The organism is Desulfosporosinus lacus DSM 15449 (assembly GCF_900129935.1).
In the GTDB taxonomy this organism is placed as follows: domain Bacteria; phylum Bacillota; class Desulfitobacteriia; order Desulfitobacteriales; family Desulfitobacteriaceae; genus Desulfosporosinus; species Desulfosporosinus lacus.
In genome coordinates, this window is record NZ_FQXJ01000003.1 from 213,473 (window position 1) to 229,354 (window position 15,882).

The following is a 15,882-nucleotide window of genomic DNA, read 5'->3' on the forward strand; positions in this document are numbered from 1 at the left end:
TTATCGTTTAGGGGTATCCCCAACGATTTAAATCAAGTTAATTTGCTGGAAACGATTAGAGCACACTTTTTGCGCCAACATAAACAGATTTCCAATAGGGGCCAAGATCATAAATGGTAACCCCTTTGGAGCTGGACGAGTTGATGAACTGACCGTTTCCTACATAAATACCATCGTGATCGATAATCCCATTTTTAGCAAAGGAAAAGAAGACTAGGTCTCCCGGCTGGAGGTTATTGAAGTCTACGGAAGTTCCAACTTTGTATTGATCACGGGAAACCCTTGGTAAAGAAATTCCATTTTGGGCAAAGACATATTGAACATAACCCGAACAGTCAAAACCTGTCCCAGGAGATGTCCCACCCCATAAATAGGGTATACCGATATACTTTTTACCAGTTGAGATAATAGCATTTGCTTTCTCTTGGAGGGATTGGGTATTACTTTTTTGACTAACTTTGGTAGCATATAGAGTGTTAAGCCGATTACCCGTAATTGGACCAACGACGCCGTCTGAGCTTAAGGATTGAGCGGATTGGAACGCTTTTACAGCTCCTTGAGTATTTGATCCAAAGATGCCATCGACTTTACCAGCGTTATAACCTAAGGAGTTAAGTTTGGTTTGAACTTGAACAACCTCTGAACCGGTTGTTCCTACCTTTAACAAAGTATCTCCGATAGCAGCCTGAACTGTTTGGGCTGGTGCAAGCATAAGAAGCGCACCAAGGATCACCAAGCTAATGAGTTTTTTCATGTGGCATCTCCTTTTTTTATTACAAGTTGTCACCCACTTGCTCAAGTTATCATATCTTTATGAATTTACTATGAAGTACTTATGAATTTCTTGTGAATAATGGATTAAACAAATTGGTCTTAAGTTGGAATAATCGAAGCACGAGGGTGCGGGGGAACTTTATTTGTACGCCCAGGAAAGGAAATAAAAACAGCCCAATCGTCGCACAGAGACAGATTTGGCTGAAAACTTTGCAGAAAGGATAATATGATGAATTATATATCTCAGTTAGAGCTTAAAAGAGCCACCGTGCGGCGGTTTAGTGCAGTGTCAGTAGGACCCAACTCAATCTTCCAACTGGTGTGCAGGGACTCAGAAGCCACTGAAAGCCTTTTTAATATATATTATAAAGTTTACTTATTTTGTCCCGAGATTTTTTCTGAACTTAGTGAGCAATTGCAGAAGATCATTTGCTGAATAGGTTAAAGGATTATTCATCCGCGTCCTAGGTTCAGGTTCAGGTTCGGGTTCGGGTTTAGGAAGTGGCTTTGCGCCCGTAGATTCAGGTGGCACAACCGCCCTCACAAAGATTGTAGCAAGCAACCCCAGTATGAGAAGTGGTAACGCTCCTCTTATGCCTGGAAAAACCAGTATGGGGAGATAAAATGAAATACTGGGCGTGAATGGCTCATTCGAATAGTTTGCAGATATATATATGGCAACGGTGAGGGGGGCTTCTGGGGACGTGACAGTTAGAAAGCCAGTGCTATGATCTATCCGTCCAGCCTCATTTGAAAGTACATTTCCGTCTCCTCCATCAGTTACTCGGTTTGAATTTTGAGACACGCCGATACCGTTTGCCATCCACCGCAAGAATTCTTGAAGCTCAGTAAGCGACATTTGCACTGTTTGCCCATTCCTCGCATCAAGAACAGGTATGCTTTTAAGGTGGAATAGGTGATTTGCAATGAAGAGAAAGAATTCTGAGCCTATTAAAACAGCGGCTGATGCAAAAACACTTCCTGTTAAGAGAGGTTGAGCAAATAAAAGAGAGGAACTCCCGTGCACTGAACTAATAGGTGCGAATATGGAGATCCCCATATTGAGCGATTCTCCACAAAGCCCTCCTGGCTGATTACCGGACATCACAAACGCCCCCTTCATTACAATATATGAAGAGCTGCGCAACGTGTACCAAGGATTATTAAGATAAGTTATTTATGAGCACCGAACACCATGTGATACATGGGCGGTACGGGGTGTATGGAATAATTTTATTCGGTCTATGCTTATATTTTTCTTACGGTCCTGCTAATCTGGCTCGGTCTCACTCTGAGGATTCACGTTGCATTAGTATTTTGGAGATCGCTCAAAGTGTTCTTATTTAGGAATTCCTTTTTTGCGGAGATGATTACGCGCTTCACAGTACAGGAGTCATCTTTTTCTTGAGAAAGTGGGATGATAATTTTTGCCTTTTTCCCGACTTTAATTTGTATAGTGATCGCACCTGAACTTAGTCCACATAAGCGACTGTATTTTTAGAGATAATATGTAGGAAACAATGTTGTGGTTGCAGGTTCCTGAAAGGCGTATAAAGAGAGGGCATTGACTAAAGACTATACGGGTGATCCTAACAACGCAAAAGAAGGGTGATGGATAATGTACAAGGGAGGAAAAATAATTGCGGCGCTTGTTGTCTTCGTTGCTTTACTGAGCATACCGTTTTTCTATAATATGGGGAAATCCAACCCGGGACCTGTAATAAATCTTAATACTCCCGCTATACAGAAACTAGCGGTTAAGGAATGTGTCGAGCCTGTGGAATGGATGAGGGCCAATCATATGAAACTTCTGAGCCAATGGAGAGAGGAAGCCGTGCGCAATGGCAAAACGGTATATACAAATAGTCAAGGAAAGTCATTCGAAAATAATCTTCAAACCTGCGTAAACTGTCATTTTGATCCGGCCTCAAAAGAGTCTGAGCAATTCTGTGTTTCATGCCATACTCATACAGCTGTAAATCCGAACTGTTGGACTTGCCATATTTGGCAAAAGGACACCACGAAATGAGAATAATCAGAAGGCGGTTTTTAAGAAAGAGCGGCTACTACCTGGTAGGGGGTGAGGATCTTGCTTGAAAGAGCTTTGACAGGTAGTCGACGATACTGGACATGGGTTTTATTCTTACTTGCTGTCATTTCGGTAGGCTTCTACTCTTACATTAATCAATACAGCTATGGCCTGGGATTAACGGGTATGAGTAGGGATGTATCGTGGGGTTTGTACATCGCTCAGTTTACGTTCCTCGTGGGGGTCGCTGCTTCTGCTGTTATGCTTGTTTTACCCTACTATCTGCATGACTTTAAGAAATTTGGTAAGATGGTCATCCTCGGTGAATTTTTAGCAATCCCCTCGGTAATCATGAGTATGCTCTTTATTATTGTCGATTTGGGTCAACCCTTGCGAATCTTTAATGTGATACGTTATCCGAGCCCACAATCCATAATGTTTTGGGATATGTTGGTCCTATTCGGATATCTCGTGCTCAACATCCTTATTGGCTGGACGACACTTGGCGCTGAGAGTAAAGGAACCCCAACACCGGCGTGGTTAAAACCGATCATTTACCTTTCCATCCCTTGGGCAGTCAGTATTCATACGGTGACAGCGTTTCTATACGCTGGTCTACCGGGAAGGCATCTCTGGTTATCTGCAATAATGGCAGCGAGATTTCTGGCATCTGCTTTTGCAGCGGGTCCAGCAATTCTGATTCTTTTGTGTTTATTGGTAAGAAAGATTAGTAAATTTGAACCAGACCCGGGCGTTGGGGCAATACAATCTCTAGTCAAGATTGTTACCTATGCTATGGTCGCAAATATTTTCTTCTACGTTCTGGAGTTTTTCACAGCTTTTTATAGTAATATACCGGAAGCCATGGCTCCCCTAAAGTATCTCTTCGTCGGGCTCGACGGCCAGACAAGACTGGTTCCGTTTATGTGGACAGCCACCATTCTTGCCTTTGTAGGAAGTGGATTGCTGCTTTTTCCGAGTACGCGAAAGAACGATAAGATCTTGCCCTTCGCCCTTGTAGCGATTATTGTAGCTAATTGGATTGACAAAGGAATGGGTCTGGTGATTGGCGGATTTATTCCAAATTCCTTTGAGAGAGTCACTGAATATGTAATAACCTACACCGAGATATCCGTGACACTGGGTGTATATGCAATTGGGATCCTGCTCCTTACAATCCTCTATAAGATTGCAATTTCGGTAAGGGAACAATAAGAAGTTTAATGAATAAAAGTTGACTAAGGTTACAAACTTTAGTCAACTTTTATTGGTTTTCTGAAAAGACTTTTAACTTATAAACTCCTTGGTATTACATTCCTAAAATAGATATTGGCTTCTCAGACTATGCTACATTCTCATTCAAATCTTTAAAATTTGATTGGTATTAGAGTTTAAAATAATCCATTAACTGCTTCAAATCCTTAGCTAAATCGTTTAAGCTTTCTGCCGAGGCGAACAATTCCTCGACAGAGGCGTTTTGTTCCTCTGCAGCGGCAGCTGTGGTCTGTGTGCCCGTTGAGGTGGATTCAGCTTGTTTTACGACGGTTTGCATGCCAATCTTGATTTGTTCACCGTCCTGTTGTACTTTCTGCACGGTGGTTTCAATGTCCTGCGCCAATCCAGCACTCACTTCTACTGAACTGAGGATTACAGTAAATTGATTGGATATTTCTTTTAAGTAAGTACTGCCTTGATTGACACTATCCACACTAGTTTTCATTCCTTGATGGGCGCTTCGAGAAGCCCGTTGCATTTCCTGCACTCGCTGAGAAATATCAACCAAGCTAGTTTGAACTTGCTCGGCAAGTTTGCGGACTTCTTCAGCGACAACCGCAAATCCCCGACCGTTTTCTCCAGCACGTGCAGCTTCAATCGCAGCATTTAATGCTAAGAGGTTGGTTTGTTGCGCAATACTGTCGATGATTTGCACCGTTTTAGCGATTTCCTTGGACTTCTCATCCACGTCTCCAATCACCTGGCTCAGACTATGAACTTGACTCTCTATTTCATCCATTTGCTTGACCACTTGTCCGAGGGCGATATTTCCATTGCGCGAAAGATCAGCGGAACGACTGGATGCTAGGCTTACTTTTTCAGCATCTTGTTCTGTTTGGCTTAGTTCATCGATCATTAGACTTATCCGTTTATGATTCTCTGTCATCTCCTGGACTTGCAGTTCAGCATCGGTTGCAATTTCACTCGCCGAGGAGGCGACCTGTTCTGCCGCATGTGCCGATTGTTCGGCGCCTAAGCGCATTTCCTGAGCGGTTCGTGTCAATTGACTTGCCATGTCGACAACTTTAGTAATGGTATCTCTCAAAGAGAGCCCCATATCGTCAAAGGCTTTTAGCAGTTCAGCACCTTCACGGTTCCAAGCTTTCCAAGGGGATTTCTTCCTCCGACCAATATCCCCTGAGGCGATTTCGTTAGCATTGAGTACAAAACTACGCATCATCTTACTAAGTGCACGGCTCAAAAACCAGCCAATGACAAAGCTAACTAAGACATCAATCACAACAAGAATGACTGAAACGCGTGTTGCCTTCTTGAAGATCTCGTTGGTGGTCATAGTACTGTGCATGTTTACCTCATCCATTTTAGAGTCGACTATCTTTTGGAGGGTATCCCCAGCTAACTGATGTTTAGTTCCGGCGACCTCATACATGTGGGCTTTAGCATCCTCAATACGGCCTTCTTCGGCGGCATTGATCGAAATTTTTGATGCATTTACATAATCATTCCAGGTGACTTTAAACTGATTCCAAGAATCTGAATCTTGGGCAGACTTTGAAATAACTTCATACTGGCTCATTTGCTCTTCTATATCCTTACTTTTCTCGATAATATCAGCTAAGTAAACCTGCCGTTCTTCGGGGGTGCGCGCACTGACTGCTAAAGCGACATCCGACCGATAGACCTGGGCAGCGAAACGCATTTCGGAGAGATGGTTTAATGGAATGACATCTTGTTCATAAACCATATTCGAAGTAGCATTCATTTGATACATCCCGTAAATTCCGATAGTTCCGACCACTCCTGCTGCCAAAGCAATAAACAGCATCAAGACTGTGACCTGGAAGCCCAGCCCTCTATTCTCCAATTTCAAACAATTCACTCCTTTATGTACTACAAATCTCTTAATTATGTATTATTCTGTAGAGAAAACAATTATCCTGCATGCATTTGTTTAGAAAATTTCTTATTAAGAAAGCAGCTATCAGCAAAATGGTTTATTCTGAGCAGCAAATGGTCGATGGTTTGTTCCACATTCACAGGAAATTCATAATTGTGTAGTATCATTAATCATTTACTAGGGAATTGTGATGTCAACTTCAACACTTTATTTGACAAATTAATATTATTTTCACTACTTAACTGCGTCAGCTGTTATACTATGTTATAAAAACCATTGGTGTAATAATCTGAGAGGATTACGAAATAATGAGGCTTTTCCCTACTCAGTCAGGTGGAGATTTTTTCTTAATAAGAAAGTTAATACGCCAAAACTTGGTTTATCTGATAGTCATTTTCCTTTTGTTAGTAGGTTTCGGAATATCATTATACATAGTGTCGAGGCAGGTCTATGAAGAGGAAGCGCAATGGAGAAGTCAAAAAACAATGGCGGAAGTTACTTCGGGGAAAACTATTATTAGCAATTATTTTTCAGATCTTCAGCGGGACTTAGACTTCGTCTTAGCGTTACCTGATCTAAAATCGTACTTTGCCCAAGAGTTTGATCCGATAAAAAAAAGTAGAGCGGAGAAAGTGCTGACGGATTTTTTAGAGGGTAAACAATCGTACCAGATGACGATTACAAATCTGTCAGGTGCAGAGATGGTAAAGGTCGAAAGCGAAACGTTAAGAGCACTTTCTTGGCCAAATGCCTTAAGTAATCGTGAGATACATAGAAAACTTTTCGAAAAAGCTGTTGCCTTGGAGAAAGGGCAGATAGCGTTTTCTCCCATTTATTACGCAACAGAAAAAGAAGGGTCTAAAACAACGAAGAGGGTATTAATGACACTAGCCTTGCCTTTATTCAGTGATAGCGCAGTGAAAAAAGGAGTCACGTTCATCGATCTTGATTTAATTAATGTCTTTGAGATACTCGCTAACATCCAATTGTTTATTCAAACGGATGAAGGTACAGATATTTTCTTCGATCAGAAAGTTGGAACGTTTGATATCAAAAACCTTGGTTATGCCTTAACGGGTAGCTCTGGTTGGTACCCCATTACTGATCTGGAAATGATCCATTATTCCAGGGTTAAGATCTTTGCTGAACAACCATTTATCATTGCCGCCTATCATCAATATCCTTTATTGAAAGTAACTTTAGGGAAACTAGTCTACCTGTTCGGAGCCTTGTTTCTGTTATTTCTCAGCTTAGTCGTGTACAGCATTCTAACGAATTTTTCAGTCTTGAAAAAGACAATTAACACACAAAAGGCTATCGTCTTTTCACTGGCCACTTTGGCAGAGGGGCGTGATCCAGAGACCGGGAAGCATTTAGAAAGATCAAGAGATTATGCCGTGATCTTAGCCCGACAATTAAGTATACATAAAAAGTATAAGAAGGTTATTACTCGTGACTTTTTAGACAATCTTTATTACGCTGCCACGTTGCACGATATTGGAAAAGTAGCAATACCCGACTCAGTCTTATTAAAAAATGGAAAATTGACGGATGTAGAGTTTGATGAAATGAAACAACACGTACTTACTGGTCAAAATGTACTCAGAGAGACGATCGCAAAATACCATTTAACGGAGTCATTTCTCGAAATGGGGATGAATATATGCGCATATCATCACGAGAAATTTAACGGAAAAGGATACCCCGAGGGGCTTGTGGGTGAGGAGATTCCTCTAGAGGCAAGGATTTTCGCCCTCTGTGATGCGTATGATGCAATTCGATCTAAGAGATCTTATAAGGAAGAGCTCTCCCATCTAGAAGCGATGAATAGAATCGTAGCGGATAAAAATCAGCATTTTGATCCGGATGTAGTAGATGCTTTTTTAGATTGTGAAAAGAAACTTTTGGCGATCACTTAAGAAGAGGGAGTTTTTGTCGTATGAGTAAGTTATGGTTGCTAATAGCTATGATATTGACGGGGATAATTTATGCAGCGGTACTCTTGTATTTCATGCCTATGTCACAGTCCAATATCACTCTTTTGCATTGTATTTTATTGGGAGTTTTGTTTGGAGTAGTGAATTTTATCGTGGCTGTTCTTTATTATAGAAGGAATGAGAAACTAAAACACTTAAACCAGCAGTTGAAGTCTAACCTAATGACGGATAGCTTAACGGGACTTCTAAACCGAAGGGCATTTGATCAGGCAATTAAAGATGTTGACGGTCGTGGTTTATACTCCCTTATATTCCTTGATATTGACAATTTTAGGGATTTTAACAACCGCTTTGGCCATGATATTGGGGATAATGTACTCAGAAAGGTCGGAGAGACCATTAAAGCCTGTGTCCGCGGGAGCGACCGTGTTTATAGATATGGCGGAGAGGAAATAACTCTTATTCTAATGGATTGTGATAAAAAGAACGCCTTAAGAATGGCCGAAAAAATTAGGTCGGCAATAAGTCAACTTGATCATCAAGCATATCCGCAGATAACTGTTTCTTTGGGCGTTTCGAGTTATCCTGACGATGGTCTAGTGATTAATGACCTTATTGTTGCTTCAGATAAAGCGCTTTTAAAAGCAAAACAAAGCGGGAAGAATCGTACCATTTCCTGCTAATATGTAGTCTTTTAGAAGGAAGGGTATTAGCTCATTGTTTAGTCTAGGCAGAATAATGAGCTTTCTGATATGTAAACACCTCCAGTTACCATGTTCCTTTACGATAGTCACCTGTGAAGAGTATCGCCGTAGCCGTGATCCCTATAGGAATACTTACCGGCGTAGGAGGACTTTTTCCTAACGAAGCTTAGTAGTAAATTCCCTATAAAAGTGTGATTTAAAAAGAATATAAGAAGAGTATGAAATTTTCCGACACAGATAAGGAAACTGCCCCTAGATAGTTCAACTTATTTTCAGATGGAGTTTTAAGTCAATCTGAAAGTAAGTTTCCTTAATCGCGTTGTTGGAGTTAAGAAATAATTCTATCCCATAATTATAGGAGGTGCCTGCTTATAGAAAACGAGTTAATTTTATAATATTTGACCTTGGGACATTCTTTGTATTCCTTGTCCTCTGGTAGCCGCTCATTTCGTGGTTTGTAATAATATTATAGTCCTTGTCCTACGGTTGAGTTTGCTCGATTCATCCAATTGTAAGACTTCCATTTCTACTAGTAGGAGTCGTACCCCCACCGAAGACTCAATGTTCAACTTTAGTTGAACGAGTTCACTTGCGAACAGAAATTATTATTAACACTGATTTAAAGAGTAGGAGATGAAATTATGAATAAGAAAATTAAATCGATTGTTTTTGTAGCTCTGATTTCTATTGCCACGTTAAGTTTAGCCGGTTGTGGTGGTCAATCCAAAGATATGATGAACTCTAGCAACATGACCCAATATATGACGAGCAATCCCACAGAAATGATGAATGTATTAAGTTCGCCGGATTCGCGCCAGTCCATGGTTAAAATCATGGGGTCGTCCCAAATGATGCCTGTGATGGTTGATATGATGAAAGATAGCAATGTACAAAAAAATATGATGGGTATCATGGGGAGTGGGGAAAATCAGGCTAACATGGTGGGCATTATGTCTGATCCATCCATGTATAAGCCTATGGTACAAATCATGTCCGATCCTAAAATGAAAGCGACATTCTCAGCTATGCTTAAAGATCCAGCGTTACAACCCTTGGTTAAGGAAGCCTTAGCTGCAAAATAGATTTCAAACGTGTTCTGAAGGAAAGGACCCTGAAGTAAAAATCAGGGTCCTTTGTTCATGAGAAATTCACAACTTTTTCATGAGATAATCGAAAGCTTAGGTTAAACTAAGGACATGGAAGATCCGCAAAGCGGTAGAACATAGAATAAAAAATTAGGGGGAATATACAATGTGGAAATTTAATAAAAAAATTACAGCGATTTTAGGAACTGCAACACTGGCAATTGGGCTTGTAGCTTTACCTGCTATGGCTGGAACGACCGAGCAACCAGGGAACGGGTGGGTTGGTCAGATGCAAGGCTTCATGCAGCAAACGTTTTCGCCGGAGCAACACCAAGAGCTTATGAATTCGAAGGATATGCAAAATCTTCATAATTCACAGGGGATGCAGGATGCTATGCAAACAGGGGATGTTAAGGCAATGCAAGAATTTATGAATTCAGATCCGAATGTTAAAGCCTTAATGGGACAAGATAATCTGGATAAAATGAACGAATTTATGACTCAATCTGGAGGGAACATGATGACCAACGGAAGTGGTGTTACCAGTTCTGAAAGTACAATGATGAATGGTAGTGGGACAGCGAAGTCGGGAAGTAACATGATGAATTTCTAAGACAGTAATCACTAGATCTTGATGGTTAAGCACTGCCTCAATTGGGGCAAAATATTAAGCATATCTAATTATAAAAAGGAGCGATGTAAAATGGGTTGCTGTGGACATTCGAAGCAAGACAATTCTGGGGGGAATACCTTGAATCCTCAAGATGGGATTGTCTTAAAAATTGAGGGAATGACTTGTGGACATTGCAAAAGTTCAGTGGAGAAGGCGTTATTGAAGGTACCTGGAGTTACTCATGCAGAAGTGGATTTAGCTCAGAAACAGGCAGTAGTAGTCGGAACCGCAGACCGTTCATCGCTTACAAAGGCTATTGATGAGGCTGGTTACAGGGTTATCAACAATTAATAAGTTGATTATGTTTAGGAGAGCACGACTCTTTTGAGGGGATCCAGACATGGTGTAATTTGACGTAAGTCATTAAATTCATGAAATTCCAGCCATGAGTCTAAGGGGAATTGATTTCATTAGTTAATTTAAAGTGCTGAGGATAGTCCTCAGCACTTTTTGTGGATGATTCCTTAGAATATCTGGTAGATTAGAAATGAGCAGTTACGGGTTATGTAGTGCAATCATAGTTTTTATAATAAAGAGAACCGAGGCTAAAGCATGCAAATTGTAAGTAGAGAAGATATAGAAACAATAACAATTGCAATCAATGAATTTATAGGAGCCAATGAGGTTAGCTCGAAAGAAAGCATTCCTATTGAGTTTTTAAAACATTTACGTAAAGTAAACCTCAAAATTGAAGATGGCGTATTGTTTAATGAACTATGCGATCTATTGGAAAAAAAGCTGATTATAAAAGATTAGCGTTAATTGTTTCTGTGTGAGAAAGGGCTAACTACAACAATGTAGTAAGATTTAAAGATAGCCTTAAGAATATAGGGAGGGAGATGCAACATCATAGAGCAGCGCTTTCTTGTGTTCAAAGACGTAGCAGAAACCAATAATATTACCTTATCAGCTAAGAATCTCCACATGAGTCAACCCAGTGTAAGTTTGCAGATTAAGGATCTAGAATATGCGTATGGCACTTGTTTTTTCGACCGTAGCAATAAAGGGGTTACTCTGACTAAAGAGGGCAAGATTTTCTATGAAAGTGTTCGGACGATCTTAAACATTCTGGACCGTTGCAAAGAAGAGATGAGCGCTGTGGCAAAAAATCAGAGAAGGGTCATATGCCTCGGTACGAGTTCAACCATTGGAGAATATATTCTTCCCAATATATTGGCGCTCTTGTTTAAGTCCCACCCAAGCGTGGACTTCAAAGTGAAGATCGCAAATACGGAGTCAATTAGTCAAGCGGTTTTAGAGAATAACTTTCATATTGGCCTGATTGAGGGGCCAACTTCCCAGCATAAGGACCTTACTGTAGAGAGCTTCTGGGATGATGAGTTGGTAGTCGTGGTTCCCTATTCTCACCCCTGGGCTTCAAGGACAAGTATTTCTCTAGCTGAACTCCCAAATGAACGGCTGGTGACAAGAGAGGCTGGTTCTGGGACTCGCAAGGTGATGGAAATGGCCTTTAAAGAGAGAGGGCTTGATCCAGATCAATTGAATGTAACGATGGAGCTGGGAAGTACTCAGGCGATCAAGCAAGTGGTTGCAGCTGGACTGGGAATTTCCATGATCTCTTCGTTAACTGTCAGTAACGAATGCGACCGAAAAATATTTAAGACATTAAGAATTCAAGATGCTCCCGTTTCGCGGTCTCTCAGTATTCTCACCAATGCTCGAACGTCACAGACCAAAGATGAGCTCATCTTAATCAGCCTACTCCATGATCAAGAGTTAATAGCGAATAGTTTAAGCAAGGATTATATGAATTAGAAAAACATGCAAGTTGCCGCATTTTACTCACACTGCAGTGAGTTGGTCCGGATAATTGAAATCGAACAGTCTGAGAACAAAGTAAGTGAAGTAATTATCTCTGTCTTACTGGGCCAAAATCTTAGAGGAAACCCATTGATCCAACTACAAGTTGTTATGATTAGGGGCTGAGGATAAGATCTCAGCCTCTATTCAATCGTGCGCTTATTACGCTTAGGCGACAGTTTGTAGTGCAGTTCATCATACTTCCAATTCTGGATCAAAGAAACGGCATGATTGTTTCTTGAAAATTCACAAGAAATTCACAAGAAATTCGTAGCTTATTCAAAATGATTAAGTATCATTACACTGGCAAGATAAAGATTGTTATATCTAGGAGATATTCTAGATAAACAAAAGAAAAAGAAAAGAGGAGGAATTAGTTAGGTGTCAAGCATTTATTCTAATAGGCTTGTTGCATCGCTAGCTATCACAGCACTCTCATTAACTGCGGGATTAACTCCTGGAGTAGCTATGGCCAGCGAGGTGCAAGTGAAATCAACGTACAATGTTCAGTCAACTCAGAGCTTAATCAATACTCTTACTCGTCTTGGTGGGTATGACAGGTATGGCACAGCAGTTCAGATCGCAGACCATGGCTGGCAGTCGGCCAGCACCGCAGTCCTAGCACCGTCTGGTGATCAGAATATGGTAGACGCGCTTGCCTCGTCAAGTCTTGCCACAGCAGTCGATGGACCAATACTTCTTGCTGACAAAGACTCTGTACCAACTAGTACAATGACAGAGTTAAAAAAGCTGGGGGTAACTAAAGTTTATTTAGTCAGTGGAACGGAAGTCATATCTGCTAAAGTAGTGAATGACCTTTACTCAGTCGGCATTCAAGCTGTGAGGATAGGTGGTTATGATCGGTATGAAACGGCTGTAAACATTGCGAAGGAAATCCAAAAGATTAAGCCGTTTAATGAAATCGTAGTGACAAATGGCTATGCTAACGTTGATGCAATATCGATAGCCCCGATTGCGGCAGCCAAAGGTATCCCAGTTCTGCTAGTGGACAAAGATTCCGTTCCGACAGTTGTGTCGGATTTTATTAAGTCATTAGGAATAAGCAAGACTTATGTCATTGGTGGAACCGCAGTTGTTTCTGACACTGTAAAGGATGCATTGCCAAACGCCAGTAGACTCGGTGGATATGATCGTTTTGACACAAACACAGAAGTTCTCAAAAAATTTGAAAACCTTATTATCGGTGGCACCATGTTCTTCGCAAATGGGAGTGAGTCAAGTCTTATTGACTCGTTGACAGGTGCTCCAATGACGGCTAAATTAGGTGGTGCGATCGTACTGTCCAATAAAGAAGCCGTTCCAGATAGTACTAAAGGGTTTATCCAAACAAACATAGCCCTTAAGAATCCTGGGATTCTCGGAGGAACGGCAGTGATGTCGGATTCGGCCATTCAAAGCTTAGGCTATATCCAACCCGGCCAGTCTGATATTTTGGATGGGGCTGTCCAATTAAATACTCCCAATGAAACGTTTAGGGATAAAACGGTTAATGGCAATATTCTTATTACTGCCAATGGCGTAACACTGCAAAATGTCGTCGTAAACGGTACGTTATTTCTCGATCCAGGCAAGGACGGCTCTGCGACTCTAGACGGTGTGCAAGCCACACGAATTGTAGTTCTATCGGGTGCAGACCGCAGTATTTACTTAAAGGAAACCAAAGCAGATAGTCTAATCGTCTCAAGTTCCTCCGTTGTCCATATCGTGGCAGAAACAGGATCGATATTTGGGTCTACTCTAGTTCAATCCGATGCGACTGTAGAATCAAAAAGCGGAGCGAATATCGGGCCAATGGTTGTTCAGCCTCAACGTAAAGTACCTATCAATGTGCAACTCCAAGGAACATTCTCTAACGATATTTCCCTGAACGGGAGCGTGAAACTAACGGCTGCAGATGGTGCGGTTATCCCTACCGTTACGGTGACTGGGGCAACGACTCCGGATTCAATTCAGTTAGCAGGGCAGTTTTCTAATGTAACGATTGAGGATAACTCATCTATTACTTTGTTATCAGGCCAAATCGACAGATTGGAGACAAATGGAGCATCTGAAATCGTTGTAGAAAGCGGTGCGAAAATAACGGTCTTGAGTGCCACCGGAGATATTAAAGTAAGCGGTGGTGGAATCGTAAATGGTAAAAAATCGACGGATACTCCTACGGATCTAGGCGATCTCCCATCCGTTGATCGTGATCGAGATAGAGATACAGACGTTATTCAAACAGAGCAACCTCCGGTTCCGGGAACGGTCAGAGCTGGAGATACTACGATCTCAGGAACTGCTGAAGCCGGAGCAACTGTAAGCGTCAAGAAAAGCGGAATCGAAACCGAAATTGGCATAGGGATAGCGGACGAAATCATAGGCACTTACGTGGTGACTTTAAACGGTGGAGTAACCTTAATCGAGGGCGAAGTGCTTTCGATAACTGCCTTAGTACCTGGCAAGACCTTGAGTAATGCTACGCCTGTAACAGTAGCAGCCGCGTTAATCCAATCAACACAACCGACAGTCATGGGAATGGTCGGTGCCGGAGAAACCATGATTATGGGAACTGCAGAAGCGGGGGCAGCCGTAAGTATCAAGAGAAGTGACATCGAACTTGGCACATCAACAGCTGATGAAACCACCGGTACTTATATGGTGGAATTTGATGATGAAGTAACTCTATCCGAAGAAGATATACTATTTATAACTGCCACTGCACCAGACAAGACTGAGAGCAACCCTACGGAAGTCACGGTAGTCGCAGCGCTAATCAAAACAACCCAACCGGAAGTACCTGGGCCTGTCAGGGTTGGAGGCACCGAGATTTCTGGCACTACTGATGCTGGGGCAAAGGTATGCGTTTTAAGAGACGAAACTGTAATAGGCATAGCGACAGCTGATGAAACAGGTACCTTCACGGTGACATTAAACGACGGTGTAGACCTGAACAAAAATGACGTGCTCTCGATTATTGCTAAAGCAGTAGAAAGGGCTATAAGTGAAGTTGAAAGTGTCACAGTTGCGCAAGCCCAAACAACTCAACCAACAGTCATGGGAACGGTCGGTGCCGGAGAAACCATGATTATGGGAACTGCAGAAGAGGGGGCAACAGTAAGTATCAAGAGAAGTGACATTGAACTAGGATCAGCAACAGCGGATGAAACCACAGGTACTTATATGGTGGAGTTAGATGGCGAAGTAACTCTATCCGAAGAAGATATACTAATTATAACTGCCACTGCACCAGACAAGACTGAGAGCAACCATACGGAAGTCACGGTAGTCGCAGCGCTAGTCAAAACAACCCAACCAGAAGTACCTGGCCCTGTCAGGGTTGGAGACACCGAGATTTCAGGCACCACTGATGCTGGGGCAAAGGTATGCCTCTTGAGAGGAGAAACCGTAATTGGCACAGCGGTAGCTGATGGAACAGGTGACTTTAGTCTGGAATTAAACGAAGGCGTCACCTTGGTCGAAGACGAAGAGCTTTCGATTGTTGCCAAAGCATCAGACAAGGCCGTGAGTGTAGTAGAGACAATTACAGTTGAAGCGGCACTAGAGTAGGGCTAATGGAAGAATATGATACCTAACATTTATGTACAAGCTGTGAAATGGTTGATAGATAAGGCTTTGAGCTGTTTTGGGGGGTAATTTATGTTTGTACACATTGTTATAGTTAAAGAGGGCTTGTTGTTCATAAATCCGCAGATGTATTTATGA

The 15,882-nt window shown here is 41.7% G+C and carries 13 protein-coding genes; 10 read left to right on the forward strand and 3 right to left on the reverse strand.

The features are described from left to right. Positions 1 to 55 precede the first annotated feature (55 nt). Both BUB11_RS01115 and BUB11_RS01120 read right to left on the reverse strand, forming a co-directional pair. Positions 56 to 754, reverse strand: coding sequence for a C40 family peptidase (locus BUB11_RS01115; protein ID WP_073027192.1), 699 nt, complete (start codon positions 752 to 754; stop codon positions 56 to 58). Positions 755 to 1,150: 396 nt separating this feature from the next. After that, positions 1,151 to 1,879 (reverse strand): hypothetical protein, encoded by a 729-nt coding sequence (locus BUB11_RS01120; RefSeq protein WP_073027194.1) that lies wholly within the window; start codon positions 1,877 to 1,879, stop codon positions 1,151 to 1,153. A 513-nt stretch (positions 1,880 to 2,392) separates the two neighbouring features. Here BUB11_RS01120 and dsrJ point away from each other — a divergent pair. Both dsrJ and dsrP read left to right on the forward strand, forming a co-directional pair. Beyond that, the gene (gene dsrJ / locus BUB11_RS01125) at positions 2,393 to 2,803 is read left to right on the forward strand and encodes a sulfate reduction electron transfer complex DsrMKJOP subunit DsrJ (RefSeq protein WP_073027196.1); all 411 of its coding nucleotides are present in this window, start codon (positions 2,393 to 2,395) and stop codon (positions 2,801 to 2,803) included. Between the two features lie 60 nt (positions 2,804 to 2,863). Then, the gene (gene dsrP, locus BUB11_RS01130; protein WP_073027198.1) at positions 2,864 to 4,018 is read left to right on the forward strand and encodes a sulfate reduction electron transfer complex DsrMKJOP subunit DsrP; all 1,155 of its coding nucleotides are present in this window, start codon (positions 2,864 to 2,866) and stop codon (positions 4,016 to 4,018) included. Positions 4,019 to 4,187: 169 nt separating this feature from the next. On the opposite strand, the gene BUB11_RS01135 is transcribed toward dsrP, so the two are convergent. After that, entirely contained in the window at positions 4,188 to 5,909 is a 1,722-nt protein-coding gene (locus BUB11_RS01135; RefSeq protein WP_073027200.1) for a methyl-accepting chemotaxis protein, read from the reverse strand. A 512-nt stretch (positions 5,910 to 6,421) separates the two neighbouring features. On the opposite strand from BUB11_RS01135, the gene BUB11_RS01140 reads away from it, so the two are divergent. From BUB11_RS01140 to BUB11_RS01175, 8 genes are all read left to right on the forward strand, one after another. Further along, a complete protein-coding gene (locus BUB11_RS01140) occupies positions 6,422 to 7,855 on the forward strand; it encodes an HD domain-containing phosphohydrolase (protein WP_242947411.1) in 1,434 nt (477 codons plus the stop codon). 20 nt (positions 7,856 to 7,875) lie between these two features. Then, the gene (locus BUB11_RS01145) at positions 7,876 to 8,556 is read left to right on the forward strand and encodes a GGDEF domain-containing protein (protein WP_073027204.1); all 681 of its coding nucleotides are present in this window, start codon (positions 7,876 to 7,878) and stop codon (positions 8,554 to 8,556) included. Positions 8,557 to 9,218: 662 nt separating this feature from the next. Next, positions 9,219 to 9,659, forward strand: coding sequence for a hypothetical protein (locus BUB11_RS01150; RefSeq protein WP_073027206.1), 441 nt, complete (start codon positions 9,219 to 9,221; stop codon positions 9,657 to 9,659). A gap of 169 nt (positions 9,660 to 9,828) precedes the next feature. Next, positions 9,829 to 10,275, forward strand: a complete 447-nt coding sequence (locus BUB11_RS01155) for a hypothetical protein (protein ID WP_073027208.1) — start codon at positions 9,829 to 9,831, stop codon at positions 10,273 to 10,275. 138 nt (positions 10,276 to 10,413) lie between these two features. Continuing rightward, positions 10,414 to 10,626, forward strand: coding sequence for a CopZ family metallochaperone (locus BUB11_RS01160; protein WP_282433969.1), 213 nt, complete (start codon positions 10,414 to 10,416; stop codon positions 10,624 to 10,626). A 261-nt stretch (positions 10,627 to 10,887) separates the two neighbouring features. Further along, positions 10,888 to 11,091 (forward strand): hypothetical protein, encoded by a 204-nt coding sequence (locus tag BUB11_RS01165; RefSeq protein WP_073027210.1) that lies wholly within the window; start codon positions 10,888 to 10,890, stop codon positions 11,089 to 11,091. Positions 11,092 to 11,184: 93 nt separating this feature from the next. Continuing rightward, the gene (locus BUB11_RS01170; RefSeq protein ID WP_200797860.1) at positions 11,185 to 12,111 is read left to right on the forward strand and encodes a LysR family transcriptional regulator; all 927 of its coding nucleotides are present in this window, start codon (positions 11,185 to 11,187) and stop codon (positions 12,109 to 12,111) included. Positions 12,112 to 12,537: 426 nt separating this feature from the next. Next, positions 12,538 to 15,726, forward strand: coding sequence for a cell wall-binding repeat-containing protein (locus BUB11_RS01175; protein ID WP_073027214.1), 3,189 nt, complete (start codon positions 12,538 to 12,540; stop codon positions 15,724 to 15,726). The last annotated feature ends 156 nt before the right edge of the window (positions 15,727 to 15,882 follow it).